Source organism: Firmicutes bacterium HGW-Firmicutes-1 (assembly GCA_002841625.1).
Classification (GTDB): domain Bacteria; phylum Bacillota; class Clostridia; order Lachnospirales; family Vallitaleaceae; genus HGW-1.
In genome coordinates, this window is sequence record PHAG01000012.1 from 39428 (window position 1) to 63777 (window position 24350).

Annotated in this window: 20 protein-coding genes, 3 tRNA genes and 1 pseudogene; 13 read left to right on the forward strand and 11 right to left on the reverse strand. The window is 32.3% G+C overall.

The window, feature by feature from the left end:
• Positions 1-4: 4 nt before the first annotated feature.
• The 7 genes from CVU84_14655 to CVU84_14685 all read left to right on the forward strand — a co-directional run bounded on the left by CVU84_14655 (position 5) and on the right by CVU84_14685 (position 8646).
• Positions 5-802 (forward strand): adenylyltransferase, encoded by a 798-nt coding sequence (locus CVU84_14655; GenBank protein ID PKM93607.1) that lies wholly within the window; start codon positions 5-7, stop codon positions 800-802.
• Between the two features lie 42 nt (positions 803-844).
• Entirely contained in the window at positions 845-2323 is a 1479-nt protein-coding gene (locus tag CVU84_14660; protein PKM93608.1) for a hypothetical protein, read from the forward strand.
• The gene (locus CVU84_14665) at positions 2316-3305 is read left to right on the forward strand and encodes a hypothetical protein (protein ID PKM93609.1); all 990 of its coding nucleotides are present in this window, start codon (positions 2316-2318) and stop codon (positions 3303-3305) included. The genes CVU84_14660 and CVU84_14665 overlap by 8 nt, the downstream gene beginning before the upstream one ends.
• Before the next feature lie 67 nt (positions 3306-3372).
• Entirely contained in the window at positions 3373-4932 is a 1560-nt protein-coding gene (locus CVU84_14670) for a methionine--tRNA ligase (protein PKM93610.1), read from the forward strand.
• Positions 4920-5630, forward strand: coding sequence for a TfuA-related McrA-glycine thioamidation protein (locus tag CVU84_14675; GenBank protein PKM93611.1), 711 nt, complete (start codon positions 4920-4922; stop codon positions 5628-5630). The genes CVU84_14670 and CVU84_14675 overlap by 13 nt, the downstream gene beginning before the upstream one ends.
• Positions 5631-6392: 762 nt before the next feature.
• Positions 6393-8030 (forward strand): hypothetical protein, encoded by a 1638-nt coding sequence (locus CVU84_14680; GenBank protein ID PKM93612.1) that lies wholly within the window; start codon positions 6393-6395, stop codon positions 8028-8030.
• A 22-nt stretch (positions 8031-8052) separates the two neighbouring features.
• Complete coding sequence (locus CVU84_14685; protein ID PKM93613.1) at positions 8053-8646, forward strand: hypothetical protein; 594 nt, start codon at positions 8053-8055, stop codon at positions 8644-8646.
• 293 nt (positions 8647-8939) lie between these two features.
• Here CVU84_14685 and CVU84_14690 read toward each other — a convergent pair.
• From CVU84_14690 to CVU84_14725, 8 genes are all read right to left on the reverse strand, one after another.
• Positions 8940-9011, reverse strand: a tRNA-Gly gene (locus CVU84_14690).
• An 82-nt stretch (positions 9012-9093) separates the two neighbouring features.
• Positions 9094-9178 (reverse strand) — tRNA-Leu (locus tag CVU84_14695).
• 35 nt (positions 9179-9213) lie between these two features.
• A tRNA-Lys gene (locus CVU84_14700) sits at positions 9214-9287 on the reverse strand.
• A gap of 128 nt (positions 9288-9415) precedes the next feature.
• The gene (locus CVU84_14705; GenBank protein PKM93614.1) at positions 9416-10648 is read right to left on the reverse strand and encodes a hypothetical protein; all 1233 of its coding nucleotides are present in this window, start codon (positions 10646-10648) and stop codon (positions 9416-9418) included.
• A gap of 116 nt (positions 10649-10764) precedes the next feature.
• Complete coding sequence (lysA, locus tag CVU84_14710) at positions 10765-12021, reverse strand: diaminopimelate decarboxylase (protein PKM93615.1); 1257 nt, start codon at positions 12019-12021, stop codon at positions 10765-10767.
• Positions 12022-12036: 15 nt separating this feature from the next.
• Positions 12037-12714, reverse strand: a complete 678-nt coding sequence (locus CVU84_14715; protein ID PKM93616.1) for a TrmB family transcriptional regulator — start codon at positions 12712-12714, stop codon at positions 12037-12039.
• 264 nt (positions 12715-12978) lie between these two features.
• Positions 12979-13212 carry a polya polymerase gene (locus tag CVU84_14720; protein ID PKM93617.1) on the reverse strand — a complete coding sequence of 78 codons (234 nt, stop codon included), beginning with the start codon at positions 13210-13212 and terminating at the stop codon, positions 12979-12981.
• A gap of 669 nt (positions 13213-13881) precedes the next feature.
• On the reverse strand, positions 13882-15639 hold the full coding sequence (locus CVU84_14725; GenBank protein ID PKM93618.1) for an arginine--tRNA ligase: 1758 nt from the start codon (positions 15637-15639) through the stop codon (positions 13882-13884).
• Between the two features lie 385 nt (positions 15640-16024).
• Between CVU84_14725 and CVU84_14730 the strand changes: the two genes are divergently transcribed.
• Both CVU84_14730 and CVU84_14735 read left to right on the forward strand, forming a co-directional pair.
• Entirely contained in the window at positions 16025-16915 is an 891-nt protein-coding gene (locus tag CVU84_14730; GenBank protein PKM93619.1) for a fatty acid-binding protein DegV, read from the forward strand.
• A 647-nt stretch (positions 16916-17562) separates the two neighbouring features.
• Entirely contained in the window at positions 17563-18255 is a 693-nt protein-coding gene (locus tag CVU84_14735) for a uracil-DNA glycosylase (protein ID PKM93620.1), read from the forward strand.
• 96 nt (positions 18256-18351) lie between these two features.
• Here CVU84_14735 and CVU84_14740 read toward each other — a convergent pair.
• The 3 genes and pseudogenes from CVU84_14740 to CVU84_14750 form a co-directional block, all read right to left on the reverse strand.
• A pseudogene (locus CVU84_14740) lies at positions 18352-18537 on the reverse strand (spore coat protein).
• Between the two features lie 149 nt (positions 18538-18686).
• Positions 18687-18950: a hypothetical protein gene (locus CVU84_14745; GenBank protein PKM93621.1), complete on the reverse strand. Its 264-nt coding sequence runs from the start codon at positions 18948-18950 to the stop codon at positions 18687-18689.
• A 72-nt stretch (positions 18951-19022) separates the two neighbouring features.
• A complete protein-coding gene (locus CVU84_14750; protein PKM93622.1) occupies positions 19023-19397 on the reverse strand; it encodes a hypothetical protein in 375 nt (124 codons plus the stop codon).
• Between the two features lie 167 nt (positions 19398-19564).
• On the opposite strand from CVU84_14750, the gene CVU84_14755 reads away from it, so the two are divergent.
• Genes CVU84_14755 through CVU84_14770 form a run of 4 tightly spaced genes read left to right on the forward strand, consistent with a single transcriptional unit; the run spans position 19565 to position 24307 of the window.
• The gene (locus CVU84_14755; protein PKM93623.1) at positions 19565-20581 is read left to right on the forward strand and encodes a LacI family transcriptional regulator; all 1017 of its coding nucleotides are present in this window, start codon (positions 19565-19567) and stop codon (positions 20579-20581) included.
• A gap of 3 nt (positions 20582-20584) precedes the next feature.
• Positions 20585-21757: a galactokinase gene (locus tag CVU84_14760; protein ID PKM93624.1), complete on the forward strand. Its 1173-nt coding sequence runs from the start codon at positions 20585-20587 to the stop codon at positions 21755-21757.
• A gap of 14 nt (positions 21758-21771) precedes the next feature.
• The gene (gene galE, locus CVU84_14765; protein ID PKM93625.1) at positions 21772-22755 is read left to right on the forward strand and encodes a UDP-glucose 4-epimerase GalE; all 984 of its coding nucleotides are present in this window, start codon (positions 21772-21774) and stop codon (positions 22753-22755) included.
• Positions 22756-22771: 16 nt separating this feature from the next.
• Positions 22772-24307: a galactose-1-phosphate uridylyltransferase gene (locus CVU84_14770; GenBank protein PKM93626.1), complete on the forward strand. Its 1536-nt coding sequence runs from the start codon at positions 22772-22774 to the stop codon at positions 24305-24307.
• Positions 24308-24350: the final 43 nt, after the last annotated feature.

The window sequence follows — 24350 nt, forward strand, 5'->3', positions numbered from 1 at the left end:
ATCTATGTCCACCGATATATATAATCTGATAAATGAGAAAGAAGTGCAAAGGTATTCAAGACAAATTATGCTTAAGGGTGTAGGCATAGAAGGACAAAAAAAGTTAAAGAATGCAAAGGTATTAGTTGTAGGCACTGGAGGACTTGGATCTCCAATTTTATATTATCTAGCGGCTGTAGGTGTTGGAACTCTTGGGATAGTAGATTTTGACATAGTTAATCGTACCAACCTACAGAGACAAATACTTCATTATGAAAAAGATCTTTCAAGATATAAAGTAGACTCTGCAGAGGAGAAATTGTTAGAGCTTAATAATAATATTAAAATTATTAAACATAAGCAAAAAATTGATGAATTTAATATTGAAAAAATTATAATTGATTATGATATTGTTGTTGATGCAGTTGATAATTTGAAATCTAGATATATTATTAACGATTTCTGCCATTTTTTGAATAAGCCACTGGTTGAAGGTGCTGTATCAGGTTTTGAGGGCATATTGTTAACAATTTTGCCCTCCTTTAAAACCTGTTGTTATAGATGTTTATTTCCAGAACAAGAAGAAGAGGCTGTTACATACGGAAGTGAAAACGGTATATTAGGGGCAGTTGCTGGCGGTCTTGGAAGTCTTATGGCATTAGAGGTTATAAAGCTAATATTAGGTATAGGAACACCTTTAACAAACAAAGTATTTGTTTATGATGGTTTAAATTTAAAATTTAGAGAAATAGAAATCGCTCATAAAAAAGATTGCATATTATGTGGTGAAGCACCACAATTAAAACGAGAGTTTTATTACTGAATATAATAAGGCACAATTATCTTTGACTATAGTGGAGGCATTATGAAAAAAATAATTACTACTGCTGCCTATCCATTCATTCCAGCAGAGCTTAACATGGCACATATGGCAAGTACATATATTCCAGCGGATGTGTATCATAGATTTATGAAATTGCTTGGGTATAATAGTGTTTTTGTTTCGGCTACGGATGTTCATGGTGTAGCCGTCAAAAATATATTGAAAAATAATGATATGGATTTAGAAGAAATAATTTGCACTTTTCACGAAAAATATAAAAAGTTATTTTCCTGTTTAAACGTAAAATTCGACACTTACAGCAGAACAGATACCAGGGATGTTGAAGAACTTGTTCGTCAATCTCTTATAAAGATTAAAGAAAAGGGTTATATTATTAAGAAAGAAAGTAGCAATTACTATTGTAAGCAATGTTCGGAATATCTTCCCAAGAGATTTCGTATTAAGACTCAAGAATTTACCCAAACAAATAAGATGAAGTTAAGTGGTAATCAAGAGGACATGTGCTGTTTTTTTTGTGGTAATACAGAAATTGCAGAACAAAAAATTGATCATTGGTTTCTTGACATTCCTAAAGGCAAAGAGATTATTAGTGAGATAGTTACAAAACAAACTAATAAAAACGTAAAAACATATTTAGAATCTGTAATCAATTTAGGTCTAAAGGAATGGGATTTTACAAGAGAGGACTATATAGGGATTAGGATTCCATTTGAAGAAAAAGAACAATATATTTATTTATGGTATGAGTCTTTGATTGCATATATGACACTCTTTGATAGAGAGGAAGATGTAGAACTTAGGCACTTTATGGGTAAAAATATTATTTACTATCATGGCATTATTTGGCCATTACTTTTAAGGGAAGGTTTAAATATTAAAAATATGGATATGCATATTTGTGCAAAGGGATTTATGAATATTACAAAATCAGACTCAGTACTAATAGATATTGAAAAAGCTGTTCAAAAATTTGATAAAGATTATTTAAGGTTTTATATTATATATAGAACCCAGGACACAATTGATGATTTTAGTTTTACAGAAAATCATTTTAAGCAGATCATAAATAAAGTTTTGTGCCGTCAGCTAGGCGGATTCCTTAATAGGTGTAGAAGTATTTTAATGAAAAATAAAGTAGAAAATGTTCCGAAATGGAATAAAGAAGACGAGTTATTAACGGACAGTAAGCCTTTATTAGAAGTGGCTATTTTAAATATGAATGTTAATAATGCATTAATGCTTGTAATTGAGTATATTAAAAAATGCGGAAAATATATTCAATTACATACTATATACAAATCACCTTCTAAGGAACAACTTGGTTTATTATGTCACATGATGGCATCAGTAATTATTTTGCTCAAACCTTTTATTCCGGATGTAATAAATAATTACAATATATTTAATAACATAGAATTAAAATCCTTGGATCAATTAGAATTTTTAGAAGGGGAAAAAGTAATATATAATAATTTGATATGGGAGATGCTTGATGAATAAACGTATAAGAAAAGGTGATACAGTTTATGTATGTGCACCTTCAAATTCCATGAGTGATATTAGTGATGAAATGATAAAAATAGGGGTAGAACGATTTAATACATTAGGGTATAATGTAAAAATAGGAAAAAATGCGAATAAAGAAGGGGTAATGGGAATTGCTTCTTTAGAAGATAGACTTGAAGATTTTGAAGCAGCATTTAACGATGAAAGAATTTCATTGATTATGCCCATTTTTGGAGGGTACAATTCTAATGAGTTGTTAAAACACTTAGATTATGGGAAAATAAATCGTTCTGGCAAGACTATCATTGGTTATAGTGATATTACAGCTTTACTGAATGCTATTAATATGAAAACGGGTAATAAAATGCTCCATGGTATCTCATTTTCATCTTTTTGTGATCCTAATATTTTTGATGAAGTCGTAAATATTTTTTTGAAAATAATTGAGGGAGAAAAAAATATTATTTTAGAGTCTCCAGAATATTGTGCCGAGGATTTATGGTTTTTGAAAAAAAAGTATGGACCTAGAGAAAAATATAAAAATACTGGTTGGCGGATTGTGAAAGAAGGAGAAGCGGAGGGGGAATTAGTAGGAGGTAACATTGATACTTTACTTACTTTGTTGGGTACAGAATTTTTCCCTAATATGGACAACAAAATATTATTAATTGAAGCTGAATTTAATCAAAATCCTAAAAAATTTATGCAAATGTTAACACAGCTCATGCAAATGGGATGTTTATCAATTATAAAAGGTCTAGTAGTAGGAGCTTTTTCACGGACAAACTTATTATATGAGCCCAATGTATTGGACGAAATGTTAATAAGGTATACAAAAGGATATAATTACCCTATTATTTCTAACACTCATTTTTCACATATAGATCCAATTTATACGATTCCAATTGGTGGTAGAGTCCATATCGATTGCATTGAGAAGCCGTCTATATGTATTAAAGATTCTTTGTATGATTGATGATAACTGAAAAATGAGTTTTTAAAAACGAAGTAAGTAAATATAAATAAATGTAAGGAGCTAAACTATGAATTCAATTTATATCACCACACCTATTTATTATGCTAGTGGAAGCCCACATTTAGGTCATGCCTATACCACGATACTTGTCGATAGCTTTATAAAGTATTATAAAATGCTTGGTTATGATACTAAATTTACAACTGGAACTGACGAACATGGGTTGAAAATTGAAAGAATATCAGAAAAAAATAATAAAAAACCTGAAGAGTTAGTAAATGAATTGGCAAAGAAATTTCAAAACGCATGGGGCAAATTAGAAATTGAATATGATGATTTTATAAGAACAACTGAAGATAGACATAAAACGGTAGTAATGGATATGTGGAACAGAATGGAGAAAAATGGAGATATTTATCTTGGTAAATATGAAGGATTGTATTGTGTTGATTGTGAACAATACTATGCGGAAGGTGAATTGCTAGAAGATAACGTATGTCCTATCCATAACAAAAACGTTGAAGTTATGAGTGAAGATACTTACTTTTTTAAGTTATCTAAGTACCATGATACTTTAACAAAATATATTGAAGATAATCCTGATTTTATACAGCCTATTACAAGAAAAAATGAAGTATTAGGTTTTTTAAGATGCAATACATTGCAGGACCTTTCAATATCCAGAACTTCCTTTAAATGGGGAATACCTGTACCAAATGATGACAAGCATATTATGTATGTATGGATAGATGCATTAACAAACTATATCTCTAGTTTAGGTGGCATAGATTCAGAAGATTTTATACAATATTGGTCAAACACAATTCATTTTATTGGGAAAGACATTCTAAGATTTCATGCCATTTATTGGCCGTGTATGCTTCTTTCGGTTGGAATTCCATTGCCTAAAGCGATTATTGTACATGGGTGGTGGACGATTTCAAATAAAAAGATATCAAAGTCAGATCCAGCTACGAAAATAGATCCTACAGCTTTAGCGGAAGATATTACCTTAGATGGACTTAGATATTTTTTATTAAAGGAATTAACACTAGGAAAAGATGGAAATATTGATTGGAATCATTTAATAGCTAGTTTGAATTCAGGACTTGCAAACAATATTGGAAATCTTGTTAATAGAACGGTTAATATGATTAATAAATATCTTGGAGGGGAAACTCCTATAGTTTTAATGGATACAATAAATGAGTTTGATTTAGAAGTAAAAAATGGTGCCTTTGTGATGGTAGAAAAAGCAATGAGTTATATGGATGAATTTAACCCAGCAGGTGCAGTAAATAGCATTATTGAGTACGGTAATATACTTAATGGTTATTTAGATAAAACATTGCCATGGCAGTTAGTAAAATACCCTGAACAGAAGGATAGACTTGGTGAAATATTTGCATATTTAATTGAAGGAATTAGATGGATTTCAAATTTGATATATCCATTTACGCCTAAAATTGCTACAGTCATTAAAGAACAAGTAGATTTTGAAAAAGAATTTAAATGGGTATTAGAGTTTGAACTTAATAAGAAAGTCATTCTAAATGATGGAATTATCGTATTTAAACGTATTAGCAAGGACGAAGAAAAGGAATTGCTTGAAAAATGGGAGAAGTAAAAAAAATAAATAAAATTGTTTTAGATAAGAATATTTCACCAACTATTTTTATTGGGTCTTCTATGTCTCAAAAAGAGGTCAAAGCTATAATGAAAATTGAAGCTGATATAAAACCTCCAATAAGAAGAGGTGATTTAAAACAAATCAATCCACATACACAACTGGTTGCCATTGTTGATGGCATTTTTTACTCTAATCTTGCTATATCACCAAGAGAGATACTGGATCTTTTAGAAAGAGGTATAACTGTTATTGGTAGCTCTAGCATGGGTGCATTGAGGGCAGTAGAGCTTGATAGATATGGAATGGAGGGTATTGGGAGAATTTATAATATGTATAAAAATAATATTATACAATCTGATGCTGAGGTTGCCTTGACATTTTCGCCTAAAGATTATAAACCAATAACTGAGCCATTAGTTAATATTAGATATGCGATAAAGGAAGCGGAAGAGCATCAGATTGTTAGTGTATCAGAAGTAAATACCATCGTAGAATGTGCGAAGCGTATTTACTTTAGTGACTTGTCATACAATAACTTATTCAAGACACTGAAGGGTTTAATTAGAGAAGAAACGATTGAAAAACTTAATAGATTTATAAATGAAAACAAACAGAGGCTTGATCTGAAAAGAAACGATGCTATTGAACTCATAAACTATATTGATGATATGTATGAAAGATATGGTAAATGCTAATTAGTCTATACGACTAGATGGTTGATCGATACGTATCAGCAAGTTTAAAAATTATGGTTGAAGTACATCCCTTTCCGAAACTTGCTCTTTCTGTCAGCAAACAGCTACTGAATCTTACGGAATTCGAAGGATTATTAGGATTTCTAACAAATATAAGCGGAAAGGAATAGATTAGTTGAAAAGCTACTATTCTATCAAAGCAAATATAGAGATCTTAAAAGAATTATGGCATGAGAACTATGTTGAGATTCTAGATTTAAATGAATCAGTACCATTCTAATTACATATACGGGGAAATGCCTAGACTGTGTTTCACTATACTAAAGATATGAGGTGGTAAACAATTTGGTAAAGAAATTCATTGACATTCGCTATTATATGTTACTTCTTGGAGATTTACAATAATTAAATATACCGGAAACACCAAAAAGGCATTCGGAATTTTACATTCTGAATGCCTTTCTTTTTACTAAGCACGAGACGAGACTCGAACTCGCGACCCTCTCCTTGGCAAGGAAGCAGTTAATTATTATTTGTCCTGTAAGACAAAAGTACCTGTCCCCATTGACTGAGCTATTTATTATATGAAATAATTAATTAATTAAATTATTTAACATTACAAATCTATTACATTTTAAATATAAGATTGTTATTATAAAATATTAAGTATATACTAAGGGCGAGCTTCCATCGACGAACTTTAGGAAAGTGAAAATAGAAATAAAAAATGTTAATTTTTAACCAATTAATGGAGGTAAATTTATGAGAAATAAAAAATTAAATAGGATTTTGACTATGACGTTATCAGCAACATTGATGATTGGCTTGTTTAGTTCAAACATAAATATGGTTCATGCTAGTTTGTCCGCAGACAAAGTGAGTATAGAACTGGAAATAGGCAATGATAACGAGAAAAACAATTTAATATCTTACAAAGCAGATTCAGAAGGAAATATATCTGGTCCAGAAGATTTTACGATGGAAAATAATGATATTTATATACTGGACTCAACAGATAATAAAGTAATTAAATCTACTAACAATCAAGTTTCAAATATAATAAATCTGCATAAGAAGGCTATAAAAATTGCAAGTAATAATAATAATTTGTATACTCTAAATAATGACTTTAGTATTACTAAGTATGATGAACTTGGCAATGATTCAACAATAGAGCTTGATAAAAATATTGTTGACGAAGCGATTGTAGATTTTCAGGCAATCGACAACTATCTATATATTACTACAACAGAAGGGAATAGTGGAAAAACTTATAAAATAAATCTGGATGCAGATAATGAAGGAATTTATAAGAGCAGTGAAAGCTTTGAGGGAAGAATTTTTGATAAAAATACTATTTATAGAAATGAATTAATACCTGAAGAAGGGAACAGCATAGGACATAGTTGTGAAATGACAATTCAAGACATTCAAACTGGTTCAGAATTTAGTATATTGCTAACCTCAAAGCATTGGGTAATGGGGGCTCAATACTTAGGTATTGATGAAAAAGGAAATTATAGGATTAAGTTAATTGAGATGGAAACAAAAAAAGATTATACTACAGAAGTAGAAGAAACTATAAGAACAATAAACCCCAATGGACAATTAGTAGGAATTAAAGCTGAAGTTAAACAAAAAAAATCTATTCCGAATCAAACTAAAGTTTTTGAAAACGAGATGTATGGAATTAATAATTTGGAAAAATCCGTGCAAATTGCTAAGGTAACTTCTCCAAATGAAAGTAGTTTAGAACAATTTAAATCTAAATTGGATAATGATACAGAAATATTGGATGAAAATCAAGATTCAGAATTACTAATTGAAAATACAGCAACTACAGCCGTATCAACAATTAGTAGAAGTACGATTATGTCTAGTGCTAAAACTTATCACACATCTTTTGCTTGGACTTGTAGTAGCTCAAATTTAGCTGCAATGACAAGTTGGATTAAACCACGTTATGTAGGTTCGGCTGGCAGTTATAGTTGTATGCCATATTGTTGGGGAGGATTTGCTTCTAGAAACCAGTTTATTACAGCTATGAATAATAGTGGTAGAGTTGGGAATATTAATTGTCCATATACGGGATATGTTAGTAATACATATGGACTTGACTGTTCAGGTTTTGTGTCAAGAGCTTGGGGGTTAACAACTAAATATTCAACTAGGAGTATTACAGATGTAACGACAAACATTAATACATCAGCTTTACAACAAGGTGACGCACTTAATTTGAGCGGAAAACATATAGTGTTATTTGAAAAATTAGATTCAAGTGGTAATTATGTGCTTTACGAAGCGACGCAAATGAATAGTTACGACAGGGTGGCACATACTATACGTTCTGCTACTAGCTTGTCCACTTATACGCCAATAAAGTATAATTATGTTTATTAATTTTACATAAAGGAGCTTTTAAATGAAAAAAATTTTTATTATATTTTTAGCAATTTTTTTAGTTGGTTGTAGTCCAGCTGATAAAGAAACTGCTACTAAGAAAGATACTAACACAAATATTGCTAATTATACGTTTTCAACTTACAATATTAAGCTTGGAATAGCTACGAAAGATCTAGTTCTCAAAGATCCGTATTTCATAACAATTGACGGACAAAATAATTATGTATATAAAAAACAGAATTCTGAGTGTAAATTACAAAAAAATGATTTGCTTCTTGTTATTGAAGAAGAGGAGGAATATTATAGGGTAGAAGTGGCATTTGGCGATGTACCGAGAAGTAGGGGCTATGTGGATAAAGATGAGATTAGTTTCAATGAGGCGCTTTTTGAAGATGCGAATCAGGTGCGAATTGAACAAGCAATGACTTATGATAGTAAAAATGGCAAAGAGATTGACCTGAAAAGTGGTACGGGTAGTGTTGAGGAAAGGGAGGGAGAATGGATTTTGCTTCAATTACCAGGAGGTGGAAGCGCTTTTTGGATTAAAACTTCATCTCTAAATTTTAACCTTGATGCAGAAGCAGAGTTGTTGGATATATCTATTGTAGACTAAGATTAAATTAGCTGCTGGTGTATATGCGTAGACGAAAAGTCAGATTATCTCCAATGTTGTCTAGGTGTTTTTCGGGAGATACAGAGAATAATTTTAGAGTGAAGACTTCTTTAATAAAAGCACCAATATATTCAGTGATAAGAATGATAAAGAAAGACGTACAGAATTGCAAATAGAATACATTTGGAAGAATAATCCATGCCTTTACAAGTGATATAAAAGTGAATTAAATAACTTTATGACATCAAAAAGCATTCGGAATTTTAACCTTCTGAATGCTTTTCTTTTTGCTAAGCACGAGACGAGACTCGAACTCGCGACCCTCTCCTTGGCAAGGAGATGCTCTACCACTGAGCCACTCATGCATATCTTATTATGAAGAAGTTAATTATTATTGGTCCTATAAGACGAAAGTGCCTGTCCCCTTTGGGCCGCCTTTTGGACCGATGCAGTTGAGGGGACTTGAACCCCTACCCAAGTAATATGGACTAGATCCTTAGTCTAGCGCGTATGCCAATTCCGCCACAACTGCGCATGAAATACTTGTTAGATGCTTCGTGTGAGATATGAGCCACCCGGGACTCGAACCCGGGACACCTAGATTAAAAGTCTAGTGCTCTAGCCAGCTGAGCTAGTAGCCCGAAGTTGAAAAATTATCTCAACAGCAAGGATGATTTTACTACAAAACAACATCGATGTCAATACCATTCTGCAATTTTCATAAATAATACCATTTCAATTTTCAAAATAATAAACTTATAAATGAAAGTTAATCTAAACAAAGGTCTGAGTAGTGCATAGCATTATTTTTGCCATTACGTTTGACATGATAAAGTGCCCTGTCAGCGGACTCAAGTATATATAAAATACGTTTTTCATCGTCAGGTACCATAGTGGTCACACCACCACTAATAGTGACGTATGGACGCTTATCATTGTCTTTGTGAAGAATGTTTAAGCTTTCGATTTTTTCACATACTTGTTTGGCAAAATGAATAGCTTCTTCTTTTTCGAGTACAGGCAAAATGATAATGAATTCTTCGCCACCATATCTCCCCATTGAACAATAATGATTTTTAGAAAACTCAAGGCACAAATCCTCGATTGCAGTAGCAACTTCAACAAGACAAGCGTCGCCTTTAACATGTCCATAACAATCATTATACTTTTTGAAATTATCGATATCAATAATAATTATAGATAGGTTTTGAGAATTAAGCTTACAATATTTCCAATTGCTTTTTAGAATGTCTTCAATTCTTCTTCTGTTATTGACTCCAGTCAAGGCGTCGGAGTAGGAATAGACGGAAAGTTCCCGATTGTATTCCTTTAGTACCATGTTTTTTTCTTTGAACTTACTAAACAGTTGAAATTCAGTTAATTTATTTAAATATACCGCATAGGATATTATACTTGATACAAAGATCATTAATAGAGTACTGCAAAAGCTGGTGGCATCAAATTCAAAAAAGAACATCATAAATATTGAATAAAGAATTGTTACGATTAAATGTTGGATGAATATAATTGCAGGTGTAACAAATATAAGAGTAGCTATGAGCATAATAAAGGAAAAGAGTATAAATATATTTTTCTCCAATAGAGATATACTAATGGCAACAGATAAAATCATGATGTTTTGAATGGGAATGATTACTAAGAAGTTTCTTTTCGTTTGAAGTGACAAAGAAGTTTTTAAATGTTTTAAAATATAAAAAAACACCAGTATAAACAACATCATTAAAAAACTCATAGTTGCAGAAACGAGATAGTGGGATTCGTTTGTTTTTTTATACAAGATAGTATAGTAGGTAGAAAATAATGATGAAATCAAAAAAATCGATCCAAATAAATAGAACAATCTTACGATGTCGGCGCTAAAAATATAAGCATAGTACTTATTTTCTAGCTCATCATCAATTTTGGGTATATTCAAGAATGAAAACACTTTTTTTAGCATTGCGATGTATCCCCCGATAGCATTGTATCTTATATTCAACATTTTATATTATAAACTTGTAAAAAGCAATTTTATTTTGCGTAAATAGTTTAATGTTCTAAAAATAGCTAGGACCAATATTCTAATCACTAGCTATTTTGTACTGTTTTCTTAAATTTTTATAAAATAAAATTATTTACCAGTGATTCAAAAGTATCTCTTTTTCTAATTAAGGTAGACTCACCGTTTGTTGTAACCAATACTTCAGCAGGACGTAGTCTATTATTATAATTAGATGCCATACAATAACCATATGCTCCAGCGTCTAAAATACCCAGCAAATCATTTTCGTATATTTCTGGAAGCATTCTTTCTTTAGCAATAATATCTCCAGATTCACAAATATTTCCAACAATTGTTACGAATTCACTTTTAGTTGATGGTTTGCCTGCTATTCGATAAATTTCTATATCATGGTGACTATCATACATAATTGGTCTATTTAATACGTTAAAACCTAAGTCTGTACCAATATATTTTATATCATAATTTGTTTTAATAGAGTGAACGGTACCAATAAGCAAACCACATTCAGCAACAATATATCTGCCTGGTTCAATTTTGAACAAGAGTTCTTTCCCATAATCTTTAGCAAAGGCATACAATACGCCATCTAACTTTTTACCTAACGCCTTTAAATCTAAACGAGGCTGATGATCAAGTTTTTTGTAAGGAATCCCAAAACCACCACCTAAATCAATAAAATCTAAATCTTTAAAATTCATAGCAATACGAAGAAGTGAATTGATACCTTCAATGTATTTGTCGCCTTCCATAAATAAGGAACCAATATGCTGGTTAATCCCTGTTAGATGAAGATTGTATTTTTCAAGTATCTCTTTTACCTCTTTAATTTTCGTAGGCTCTACACCAAATTTCGTTTTTTTGCCACCAGTTACAACCTTTTCATGATGACCGGCACCAACGCCTGGGTTAAATCTAACACATACTTTTCCACCTTGATTTATTTTTCCTAGCATTTCTAATTGAGAAAGAGAATCTACACTTATTGTTATGTTGCGATTAAGTGCATATTGCATTTCTTCAGCAGATACATTATTGCTAATAAATAATATTTGTTCAGACTTAAAGCCTGCCATTTCTTCAAGATAGATCTCGCCAGGAGACATTGCATCAACATTAAGATCTTCATCCTTTGCGATTTTCAAGAGGGATAGATTTCCATTCGCTTTTACGGAATAGTTTACTGAAAAGTTAGGATATGTTACAAGACCTTTTAATTCCTTGCATCGAGCTCTTAGTATGTCTTCATTATAAACATATAGAGGACTACCATATTTTTTGATTAATTCATGGGGTGTAGTATTGGCAAAAAAATTGGTATTTGTAGAAACTAGATTATGCGTATTTAACATTTTGCTATCTCCTTTTTAACGGTTGTTTTTATGATCTATTACTGCAATTTCATTGATAAAGGATTCTCTGATTAAGCTTAATAGGGTTGAATTCTTTGAATATAAGCATTGTTTAAAATTACCGGCTATAACCTCTTTGGTATCTGCGATAAGCTTAATTGAGTCATTTGGCTCAGTAGGGTAGTATATATGTTCAGCGGCATCTGTTAAATCAGATGGAGAAAGAATTACTACTTTTAGGTTATTGGCTATAGCGGCTTTTAAATCATGTTCTAACAGATGGATCACTTCCTTATCACAGGAAATATATATTCTTTTTTCTGCGGACTCAATAATATTTTTAAACTTACTTACTATATGATGTTCACCGGTAATAGTAATGTAAGGCTCCTGATTTGATGATGTAAACGTGAGGTTTTCTCTGATGACGTTTATATTAGTTTGAAAGTCTCGTTCAGCATTTTTGATAAGTTCTTCTTTTGGTACCGCTATGTATTTCGAGGAAGCACCTTCAATTAGATATGCATATCCTTTGTCGACTAAGCTTGATAGGGCAGCATAAGCGTTAGACCTCGAAATACCAGAAAGCTTAGCAGCTTCATATCCGGTAAGCTCACTATTTTTGCATAAATGAATATATATAATAGCTTCTTGTTGCGTAAAACCTATTTTTTTTAAAGAGTTTAATAACATCGATTCACTTCCTTAGTATTTCTTTATAGAACCACTATATACTAGCGATGTTGTAAAGTCAAGAATAACATAGAAAAAATTGCTCATGCAGAATTGCTTATGCAGTAATTTCTTACGAAATAAAATCTAAGACATATGGCTATTAATTTTCATTTACATTATTTCATTTTACTTGGTGAAGGCCATGTCATGAAAGTTTATTAGTAAACAAAAAAGTCCCTTAAAAAGGGACAATGTATAAGAATAAAAAAAACCCAATTGGGTTTAGCCTTGAATTAAATATTGAATTAATTGTTTCATATCATCAGGATCAGATGCAATGATTTCAATCTCTGGAATAGTTCCATCAGAAAAAATTTGTGCTAGTGAAAAATATTGTGATAATTTTGACTTAAGATTTAAACAATCGCCGTCAGATGTAATCAACTCAACTTTTCCATTACACTTATCAATTACTTCGAAAAATCTTACGATATCAGTAATGTTTTTAATTTTCATGTGTTGTACCTCCTTATAAATTAGTAAACCTAATTGGTTTATTGATATTATTATAACACTTATAAATTAAAACAGATATGGGAAATCCTTACAAAGTTTCCTTTAGTTAATTGAAAATTTAGAATATTATGCACTAATTTGTGAAAACTATGGTTGTATTTATCATCTTTAAGAAAGGAAGAGCATAATATGGCAAAAGCAGGGATGAGGAGGCCAGATCCAGAAGAGCCTCATGGAACAGAAAGTAATGAAAAACAAAGTTTTACTAAAAACGCTCAAAGACCCGTACCACAGATACAAGGAAGAGCAAGGAATGGACATGAAAAAGCCAATCCAGAGTAGGTAATTAAAAGAAATCATGAAACGAGAATTATGAAACGAGCATCAACAAAAGAGTATCAACAAACGAAAATCAATAAACGAAAATAACAAACGAAAATGATTAAACGAAAATCATCAAACAAAAATAATCAACCAAATCATCAAACGAAAATCAACATAATAAAACTTGACCAAAATAAAAAATTGAGCTCTAAATTAAGTTACAAATCAAATGATAGCAATCAACATTTGATCTGTATTTCAAAATTTAGGCTCATTTATTATTAAGAATGAGGTTCTGATTAAGCATTTAAGGTGCTTCCGCAGATAGTTAGCTAAGGTGTAACACTACATTTTCTCAGGAACTTCTATACCTAAAATATTTAAGCATATGTTCATAACAGTAATAATTAATTGGCATAAAGCCATCCAAGATTTTTGTTGATTCACATCTTCTTGATTTAAAATGTGATGTGTATGATAAAAAGCGTTTACCAATGTAGATAAATCATATACATATTCACAAACAATGCTAGGAGCTCTATCTTTTGCAGCCAGATTCAGTACTTCTGGTAATTCGTTCAACTTTAAGAAAATATTTCTTTCTACTTCACTAGCAGGTAAAGCAATATTACTTGGAGTAATATTTAGGTCCTGTAGTTTTTTAATAATATTGTTTAAGCGTACATAACTATATAATAAATAAGGCCCTGTTTTTCCTTCAAAGGAAGAAAATTTCTCTAAATCAAAAACATAGTCCTTTGTTCTAAAGTTACTAAGATCAGCAAATTTTAAAGTTGCAAGTCCGATTTGCTTTGAAATGGTATTTACATCGAGGTCTTCTTTGTCTCTGACTTTTTCTCTTGCATTGGCTTCAACCATATCAATTAACTCGGATAGTTTAATCGTACCGCCATCTCTTGTTTTAAAAGGCTTTCCGTCCTTGCCATTCATGGTACCAAAGCCAATGTGCTCAAGACTTGTTTTTTCTGGAACAATGCCATTTTGGTAAGCGCATAAAAATACTTGCTTAAAGTGAGTGCTTTGTCGATTATCTACCACATATAAAATAATATCAGGATTAAAGTCTTCCATTCTTTGGTAAAGCGTTGCTAAATCCGTTGTTGTATATAAAATGGAACCATCCGTTTTGTATAATAAAAGGGGAGGAAGTGCTTGTTCATCTTCTGTAGTTAGAATATCAACCACCAAAGCACCTTCGCTTTCATATACGACTTCCTTATTTTCTAAATGATTTACAACCTTACTTACAAAAGGATTGCTATGACTTTCTCCATACCATAAATCAAAGTCAACATTTAAGCGTTTATAATTAATTTTGATATCATTCAGAGAAACATCAACGATATGTTGCCATAAAGCTAAATAGCCCTTGCTTCCATTTTGAAGCTTAAAGGTTGCTTCCTTCGCAGATGCTAGTACATTTTCATCTTCTTTGCTAAGCTTGCTAATGTAAGGATATATTTGTGCTAAGTCATCTAAAGAAAATGGAGGTTCTGTAGGGTATTCACCTAAAAAAGCATCATCAAAGTAGGGAAGACCTGCATATCTTCGCTCACATTCCGATATAATCATACCCATTTGTAAACCCCAGTCACCAAGGTGAGTATCTGCAATTACGTCATGGCCTAAAAATCTCATTAATCTTTTCAGGGATTCGCCTATAATTGCTGATCGTAAGTGTCCAACGTGTAAGGGTTTGGCAATGTTAGGACCACCATAATCCATGATGATTTTTAAGGGATTATTTACAATCTCACAGCCTACTCTTGGATCACTAGCGAGGTGATTCATATGATTGGCAAGATAACTATCTTTTAAAGTAATATTTATAAAACCAGGCTTTACAGTTTCAATAAATTCAATTATTTCATCTATACCCTCAAAGGATTTTAATTCAGCAATTACTTCATCACTAATTATAAAAGGTGCTTTCTTGTATTCCTTAGAAGCACTCATCGCACCATTACATTGAAATTGGCAGAGGTCCGGCCTTTGTGATCGAACAACACCACCGTATTTTTCATCATAGCCTAAACGCGTAAAGGCTTGTTTAATAAAGTTGGATAGGACATCAGTTAACATATTTCTACTCCTTTAGAATCTAAAAAATTCCACTACTTTCCTACTGGATAAAAAGGTAGTTGCCCTTTTCATGTATAATATATATACCAGAAATATTGTTTTCTGACAAATATATTTCACATGAAAGTTCAACTAATGTCTTTTTGTGGTATAATCATTATATAATAGAATAAAACAATAGTAAAGATAAGCTTGAATCTAGGCAAGAAAATCGGCTGCGCCGCGTTAAATAACTTTGTTATTTATACGTAGATTTAAAACTTGCGTTACCTATCTGCCGCTTTTCCAATTGCTTATGCAGAAGTTTTATTATGAATAAAAAAGCCTAGACATGCAGTAAGACTTATTATAAACTTAATACATGTGCGATTACTAATAGGAGGAAATACTAGTGGAATTAAAAATACTGACAGATTCTAGTTGTGATTTGCCACTCAAATATGTAGAAGAAAACGCTCATATCCTTCAATTAATAGGTATGCCAATACATATTGATAACGAAGAATATATAGATGATTTAGGAAAAACACTAACTCATGATTTCTTTTATAAAAAACTAAGTGAGGGCGTATTTCCAACTACTTCTCAAATTAATTTGCTTGTGTTTTTAGAGCATTATAAGAAATGCTACGAAAAGGGTGAAGCCTTGATTTATTTAGGTTTATCTTCAGGACTTAGTGGGACTATGAATAATGCAGTATTGGCAAAAAATATGTTTCTAGAAGAACATGATGATGCTGATATTACAATTGTTGATACGATTGCCGCCTCAGGTGGATTAGGAGCGTTGGTTGCTCATGTAGTTGAATTAGCCAAAGAAGGGAAGTCGAAGGGCGAAATACTTACATGGATAGATGATCATATTTTGAAAATCAATCACTGGTTTGCTATAGATGATTTGGAGCATTTGAAAAATGGTGGTAGAATACCAGCAGCGATTGCATTGGTTGGTACTGCTCTTAAAGTAAAACCAATCCTAACAATAGCTCATAATGGTAAGATAAAATCATATGCTTCGGTTAGAGGAAGACATAAGTCAATTAAATACTTATATGATAAATTCACTGAAAATATTGAGGAAGTAGAACATAAACACGTTTTTATATGTCATGCACATTGCATTGAGGATGCGCAAAAACTTGAGGAATTGATACTTAAAGAGTATAAACCAAAAGAATTATACATAACTGAATTATCTGCTACGATAGGCACTCATGTGGGCCTTGGTATGTTAGCAGTGGCATTTGTAGGTAAGAATATTAGAGAAGATAAATAAAAAATAAAAAAACTGCGAAAGCAGTTTTTTTTATTCATTAAGAAGGTTCCGCATAAGCAATTTGAAAAGCGGCAGATAGGTAACGAGAGTATTCATTCGACGTATAAATAACAAAGTTATTTAACGCGGCGCAGCTGATTTTCTTGTGATTGTTCAGTTTAATTTAATTGGCTAAATCACTTCATATTATGATATTAAATATGAAATTAAAGAAGCTTTTGTGATAGAATCATCCACTTTTGATGAAGCTGTATCATCCTCAGTATCTTTCGAAGTTTTAAATTCAGATGTTACAATTTCAAGCGACATATTAAAATCCTTTTCCATAGTTAATCTCCCTTTTTTGATTCCCCAATCAATTAAAGCAAGAGTTTATTTGTTTATTATTATAACATATTTCCACGGAGTAGTCAAAAAAAAAGTTAATTTTATCTGAATTTTCTTTTTATGAAATAATAAGACGTTTGTTCTTGCGTTAATTCAGGTAATTTTTTTTAATTATCATACAAATCACATTAGACTTTATATAACCGTCTTCAATAGTATATGAAGGCCTTGCTCAATATATACAAAAGAATTGTATAAAATTACTATTGAACTGCTGATAAAATAAAAATATAATAAACTAAAGATTTTTAAAACTACATATGAAGGAGTTTTCCGAGATGACCTTACATAACGATTGGGATCAAATCATTGGGCAGGAATTTAACAAAGAATACTATATAAAAATACAAGAATTTTTAATACAACAATATAAGACTAAGATTGTTTATCCAGATATGCAGCAAATATTTACAGCATTAAAACTAACTCCGTTTGCTGATGTACGAGTTGTAATTCTGGGGCAGGATCCTTACCATGGCCCAAACCAAGCGCATGGTTTAAGCTTTTCTGTTGCACCAGGAGTTGATTTGCCACCCTCCTTAAAAAATATATACAAAGAGTTATCTAACGATCTGAATTGTGATATACCAAGCCATGGTTGCTTAGAAGGATGGGCTAAGCAAGGAGTTTTACTGTTAAATGCGGTGCTTACTGTAGAAGCGGCTCAAGCATCATCCCATAGCAATATTGGGTGGCAATATTTCACGGATGAAATAATGATTAAGCTAAATGAAAGAGAAGAGCCAGTGGTATTTATATTGTGGGGAAATTATGCGCGTTCAAAAAAAGCACTTATTACTGAAAAAAAGCATTTCATATTAGAATCAGTTCATCCAAGTCCTTTATCAGCTTATCGAGGGTTTTTTGGAAGCAAACCCTTTTCTAAAACCAATGACTACTTACATTCTATTGGTAGGAAACAAATTGACTGGAAAATATATCCCTTGGAGTAGAAAAAAACACGGTAGATTCATATCCCTTGATATAATTCAACCGTGTTATTCTTTTATCTTATGTAAGGTTGTACTAATTAGACTTAACAGAATAGTTTAGTAGTTTCTGAATGGACTGTAAAGATTTAAGCCGACACCATAACCATAGCCAGGATAACCGTAACCACTTCCATAACCATAGCCACCATAGCCGCCATAGCCGTAACCACTTCCATATCCACCAAGACCATAGCCACCAAGACCATAGCCACCAAGACCATAGCCACCATAACCATAGCCATAGTTAAATAGACTAGCTAAGTTTGAGCCGTAAGGAGTACTTCTAAATGGGCATCTTCTATACATAATATCCCTCCTTTGATAGAGCCTTACATCTTATTTTATTCATTTGGGATATTTTGTGTGACAAGTATTCAGTGGTCTTATACATCTTAACAAGTACAAATAGAACCTTCCTCAAGTTGGAAGACTTTTGTTATTGTTATTGTAGGGGATAGAGTTATTATTAAGAATAGTGATTTAACAACAGAACGGGTCCCTTCTCTAAAGGTTAATTGAAAAGGGATATTTCCTTTAACAAGTATATTCATTATACTATGTACTTGATTTAAGTTAATGGTACATAGCTCATCATATTCTTTAAAGAGGTATTTAGATAACAAGCCAATTATATCTTTGCATTTTTCTTCATTCATATAGGTATCCTGAAATATGTGATATATAATTTATTATATTCAGCAAGGTTCCCTTTGGAAGCTTGTTATATATTATGTTATTGCCATCGCTAAGTAAAATAAAATACCAGTTGCAGATATAATTAGTGTAATAACGAGAGAGATACTTAAACGATCAGCTTTTCGTTTTAAACGCATAGTATTTACTAATATTGATACGAAAGAAATAATAAAAAGCAAAATACAAACTATAAATGACCAGAATAATAAGTTTTGATCCCAAAAGGTCCTAACAGTAACATCGAAGAAGTGATCAAAAAAAGTAGCCTGTTGAGGTTTGGCTTTATCAGTAAGCATAATGAAAACACCTAAAATAATCCAAACGATCAAACGAGCAATTTTTACCCACTTAACAAGTAGGTCGGGACCTGTTCTTTTTTCTGGCTTTAAATGTTCAACATGTAACATATATAAACCTCCAATACCCATTATTCTACTAACATTATACCATAATTTTCAATATATTTAAAGACAAGGTTAAAAAATAAAAAACCAATATGACTTTTATAATATTGACTTTGCAAAATAGAGTTGCTATAATATTTTTATAGAAAACCTTTTCTATAAGGAGGTTGATGGTTATTCATAAAAAAACAACAATCATTGATGTTGCAAGATTGTCAGGTTTTTCAATCTCAACAGTCTCGCGTGTTCTCAATGGTAACTACCCAGTAAAGCGGTCTACAAAAGAAAAAATTCAAGAAACGATAGATGAATTGAAGTTTTCTCCCAATATTCTTGCCAGAGGATTAATAGGAGCAAAAACCTCTACCATTGGTATTATTGTACCATCATTAGAAAACCTTTTCTTTTCTGAATTAATTAGAGGAATTGACGACATTCTAAGGGATAACGATTATACTGCTTTTATTTGTTCGACAAATGAAGATGATATTCTTGAAAAGAAGCATATTTCTAATCTTGTTGATCGTAAGGTTGATGGCATTATTTCAATTTCTCCGGACACAAGATGTATGGGGAGCGAATATGAGGTTATTGCGAAATCCATGCCAGTAATTATTGTAAATGGAGAACATGAGGGTTTAAACTATCATTGTGTTTCGAGTGATCAAGGAGCAGGAACAATCAATGCATTAGAATATTTAATTTCTGAAGGACATAAGAACATAGCATTTCTTCGAGGTCATGACATTTTTGCATATAACATAAAAGAAGACCTTTTTCGAGATTTACTCCTAGAAAAAGGTTTAAAGCTTGAGGAAGCACTCGTTGCGAGAATCAGTGCGGGTAACTCTATATCAACAGTAGATGAAAGTATGTTGGCAATGCTTAAAATTTTTAATGAAAGAAGAGATTTTACTGCATTATTCGCATGTAATGATTTGATGGCAGTCGGAGCGTTGAATGCGGCACTTCAACTTAATATTAAAGTGCCTCAAGAACTTAGAATTATTGGGTTTGACAACACTTTGATTTGCGACATAACCCAACCAACGCTGTCTAGTGTAGATCAAGGAATGAAATTATTAGGAGTGACATCTGCACAGAAGATGATGGCATTAATAAATGGGGATGCATCGACGATAAGCAATAATATTATAAAAACAAAATTAGTCTTAAGGAAGACTTAATATATGGAGGTAATGATGAAGCAAAAATTAGAGGCAGAATTTATTCGAAGATATGGAACGAGTGAAGAAAAGATTCATTTCTATTTTTCGCCAGGAAGAGTGAATTTAATTGGCGAACATATTGACTATAATGGTGGATTTGTGTTCCCCTGCGCACTCGATATGGGAACCTATTTAGCAATCCGAAAGCGAGCTGACAAAGAAGTTCATTTTGCGACCATCAACTTTTCATTATCTACCCATATTGAGTTAACAGAAACCATAGAGAACAATGTAAATGATGGGTGGTCTAATTATCCAAAAGGTATCATCAAAGCTTTTCTTGATACGAACATTGCACTTTCAGGAATGGATTTATTGTACTTTGGTAATATACCAAATAGCTCGGGACTTTCTTCTTCTGCTTCAATAGAAGTGGTCACGGCCTTTGCACTTAATGAGTTATTTCAAGGTGGTTTGAGCTTGTTAAGCTTAGTGCAGATGGCTCAGGCAATTGAATGTGATTTTATAGGTGTAAAGTGTGGTATTATGGATCAATTTGCCGTAGCTTTTGGAAAAGAAAGCAGTGCAATATTATTGAATTGTGATTCCCTAGACTATGAATATGCACCTCTTAATTTGTATGATCACAAAATCGTAATTTGCAATACGAATAAGAAACGTGGTTTAAGTGATTCTAAGTACAATGAAAGAACGCAAGAATGTGCAAGTGCATTAAAGTCCTTGCAAGTAAAGTTGGAAATCAAGCATTTGTGTGATATTACACCCGTAGTTTTCGAAGAATATAAATCATTGATTCATCAACCGATACCATTAATTCGTGCGACACATGCGATTTATGAAAATGATAGAGTAATAAAAGCTGTTGAGGCACTACATGAAAACAACCTAGAAGTTTTTGGTCAATTAATGATTGATTCTCATGAGTCCTTAAGGGATTTATATGAAGTTTCCTGCTTTGAGTTAGATGTAATGGTTGAGGAAGCATTGAAGATAACTGGTACGTTGGGAGCAAGAATGACGGGAGCTGGTTTTGGTGGGTGCACAGTTAATATAGTAAGGAATGATTCAATTGAAGAATTCATTCGAGAGGTTTCAGCGAATTATCTACTAAGAACTGGTTTAAATGCAGATATTTACATAGCATGTGTTGGTGATGGCGTTAAAATAATATAAGGAGGCAAATTCAAATGGCTATATTAGTATGTGGTGGTGCAGGATATATTGGCAGTCATACGGTTGCCCTTTTAAAAGAACAAGGTAGAGAAGTTATTGTAATAGATAGTCTTTATAAAGGTCATAAAGACGCAATCGTTTCAGGGGTAAAATTTTATCAAGGAGATCTACGTGATAAGGTTTTTCTTACAGAAGTTTTTTCTGAAAATGATATTGACGCAATTATTGACTTTGCAGCTGATTCACTTGTCGGTGAAAGTGTAAATGAGCCTTTGAAATATTACAACAATAACGTATATGGAACACTATGCTTACTTGAAGTAATGAAGGTATTTGGCGTGAAGTATATCGTTTTTTCATCTACAGCGGCAACTTTTGGAGAGCCAAAATCTTGTCCAATACTTGAAAATGCAGATACGGTGCCTACAAATCCTTATGGTGAAACGAAGTTAACAGTAGAAAAGATGCTATATTGGTGTTCAAAAGCCTATGATTTTCATTATACAGTTTTGCGATATTTTAATGCCGCAGGTGCACATATGAATGGACAGATAGGGGAAGATCACAATCCTGAGAGCCATTTAATACCGCTGATCCTACAAGTTGCCCTTGGAAAAAGAAAACAAATTGAGATATTTGGAGACGATTATCCTACGATAGATGGTTCTTGTGTAAGGGACTACATACATGTCACTGACTTATCTGAAGCTCATATTTTAGCACTTGATAAAATGATGATTACAGGTGAGTCATCGACCTACAATTTAGGGAATGGATTAGGATTTTCTGTAAAAGAAGTGCTTGAAGTTGCACGAAAAGTAACGGGACATCCAATACCATCCGTTATATCAGAAAGACGAGCAGGCGATCCAGCAATACTAATTGCTTCATCTGAAAAAGCAACAAATGAGTTGAACTGGCATCCAAAGTATAATACGCTAGAAAAGATAATTGAAACTGCGTGGAGTTTTCATAATAACCATCCAAACGGTTATTAGGAAAGGTGAATATATGATGAATACACAATTAATAGCAGCAGAATACATCGAAAAATTGCTTAGATATGGTATAGAAAATGAACTTATATATCAGTTAGATATCCCTCAGATTAGAAACCAATTGATGGATTTACTAAATGTTATTGAACCTTACCAAGATGCGGAAACAGTGATAACTGAAGAATTGAAGGATATACTGCTTGTACTACTGGATTATGCTGTTTCAATTCATCTCATTCGGGGGACAATAACAGAAAGAGATTTGTTGGATTCTAAAATTATGGCGCAGCTATTACCTAGGCAGTCTGAAATAAGTCGTATATATGAAGATCTTCAAACATCAAAAGGGAAGATTTCTGCAACAGATTATTTTTATCGTCTATGCCAAAGTTCTAATTATATTAGAATGGATAGGATTATAAAAAATTTACATTGGATAACCTCAACGGAGTATGGGGATATGGAAATAACGGTTAATCTGTCAAAGCCAGAGAAAGATCCAACTGAAATTGCTGCCCAAAAAGATGCTCCTATGTTGGATTATCCAAGATGCTTATTGTGCTTAGAAAATGTGGGCTATGCTGGAAGGCTGAATCATCCTGGTAGAAGCAATCATCGGGTCCTACCGATTACTTTGGATAAGGAAACTTGGTATTTTCAATATTCACCCTATGTTTATTATAACGAGCATGCCATAATATTTAGCGAGCTTCATCGTCCAATGTCTATTTCTAGAAAGACCTTTGTAAGAGTTTTGGATTTTGTTGAACAATTACCGCACTATTTTATTGGATCAAATGCAGATCTACCCATAGTTGGAGGGTCCATATTAAGCCATGATCATTTCCAAGGTGGACATCATGTTTTTCCAATGGAGAAAGCAGGAGTAATCAAAGAGTTTTCAAATCCTAGGTATAGAAACACTAAAATCAAAATGATTAAATGGCCATTGTCAGTGATTCGATTAACTTCAAATAATAAAAATGAGTTAATTGATTTAGCTACTAGTATACTAGATGCATGGCGTCAATACAATGATACGGAAAATAGCATTTTATCCCACACAGGTGAGGTGCCTCACAATACGATAACTCCTATTGCGAGAATCAATGTTCTAAAAGAATGGGAATTGGATTTAACCTTAAGAAACAATCGAACAAATGAAACTTGCCCAGACGGAATATTTCACCCTCATCAACATTTACATCATATTAAGAAAGAAAATATTGGTTTAATAGAAGTTATGGGGCTTGCTGTTTTACCTCCTCGGTTAGAACAGGAGATGGTGCAGATAGAAGATGTCTTAACAGGTAGATTGAATATAGAAGAAGCTGTAAAAATAGATTCGCTGCAGAAACACGCGTTATGGATGCGAGATCTAGTAGAAAGATACGGAACAAACCAAACAGAAGAAATTGCTAAGAAGCTTTTGAGAGAAGAAGTAGGAAAAAAATTCACCCAGGTACTTGAATGTTCAGGTGTGTTTAAGCAAGATCAGCAAGGACTTGAAGCCTTTGAGAAATTCATAAATTTATGTGTTGAACTAAAATAAAGAGTGTAACGAGTGGATTTGTTGTTATTTGTATATGGGTTTT

Coding starts and splice junctions, on each gene's coding strand:
- CVU84_14655 (PKM93607.1), top strand. CDS start 5: ATGTCCACCGATATATATAATCTGATAAATGAGAAAGAAGTGCAAAGG.
- CVU84_14660 (PKM93608.1), top strand. CDS start 845: ATGAAAAAAATAATTACTACTGCTGCCTATCCATTCATTCCAGCAGAG.
- CVU84_14665 (PKM93609.1), top strand. CDS start 2,316: ATGAATAAACGTATAAGAAAAGGTGATACAGTTTATGTATGTGCACCT.
- CVU84_14670 (PKM93610.1), top strand. CDS start 3,373: ATGAATTCAATTTATATCACCACACCTATTTATTATGCTAGTGGAAGC.
- CVU84_14675 (PKM93611.1), top strand. CDS start 4,920: ATGGGAGAAGTAAAAAAAATAAATAAAATTGTTTTAGATAAGAATATT.
- CVU84_14680 (PKM93612.1), top strand. CDS start 6,393: ATGAGAAATAAAAAATTAAATAGGATTTTGACTATGACGTTATCAGCA.
- CVU84_14685 (PKM93613.1), top strand. CDS start 8,053: ATGAAAAAAATTTTTATTATATTTTTAGCAATTTTTTTAGTTGGTTGT.
- CVU84_14705 (PKM93614.1), bottom strand. CDS start 10,648: ATGTTGAATATAAGATACAATGCTATCGGGGGATACATCGCAATGCTA.
- lysA (PKM93615.1), bottom strand. CDS start 12,021: ATGTTAAATACGCATAATCTAGTTTCTACAAATACCAATTTTTTTGCC.
- CVU84_14715 (PKM93616.1), bottom strand. CDS start 12,714: ATGTTATTAAACTCTTTAAAAAAAATAGGTTTTACGCAACAAGAAGCT.
- CVU84_14720 (PKM93617.1), bottom strand. CDS start 13,212: ATGAAAATTAAAAACATTACTGATATCGTAAGATTTTTCGAAGTAATT.
- CVU84_14725 (PKM93618.1), bottom strand. CDS start 15,639: ATGTTAACTGATGTCCTATCCAACTTTATTAAACAAGCCTTTACGCGT.
- CVU84_14735 (PKM93620.1), top strand. CDS start 17,563: ATGAAGGAGTTTTCCGAGATGACCTTACATAACGATTGGGATCAAATC.
- CVU84_14745 (PKM93621.1), bottom strand. CDS start 18,950: ATGAATGAAGAAAAATGCAAAGATATAATTGGCTTGTTATCTAAATAC.
- CVU84_14750 (PKM93622.1), bottom strand. CDS start 19,397: ATGTTACATGTTGAACATTTAAAGCCAGAAAAAAGAACAGGTCCCGAC.
- CVU84_14755 (PKM93623.1), top strand. CDS start 19,565: ATGGTTATTCATAAAAAAACAACAATCATTGATGTTGCAAGATTGTCA.
- CVU84_14760 (PKM93624.1), top strand. CDS start 20,585: ATGGAGGTAATGATGAAGCAAAAATTAGAGGCAGAATTTATTCGAAGA.
- galE (PKM93625.1), top strand. CDS start 21,772: ATGGCTATATTAGTATGTGGTGGTGCAGGATATATTGGCAGTCATACG.
- CVU84_14770 (PKM93626.1), top strand. CDS start 22,772: ATGAATACACAATTAATAGCAGCAGAATACATCGAAAAATTGCTTAGA.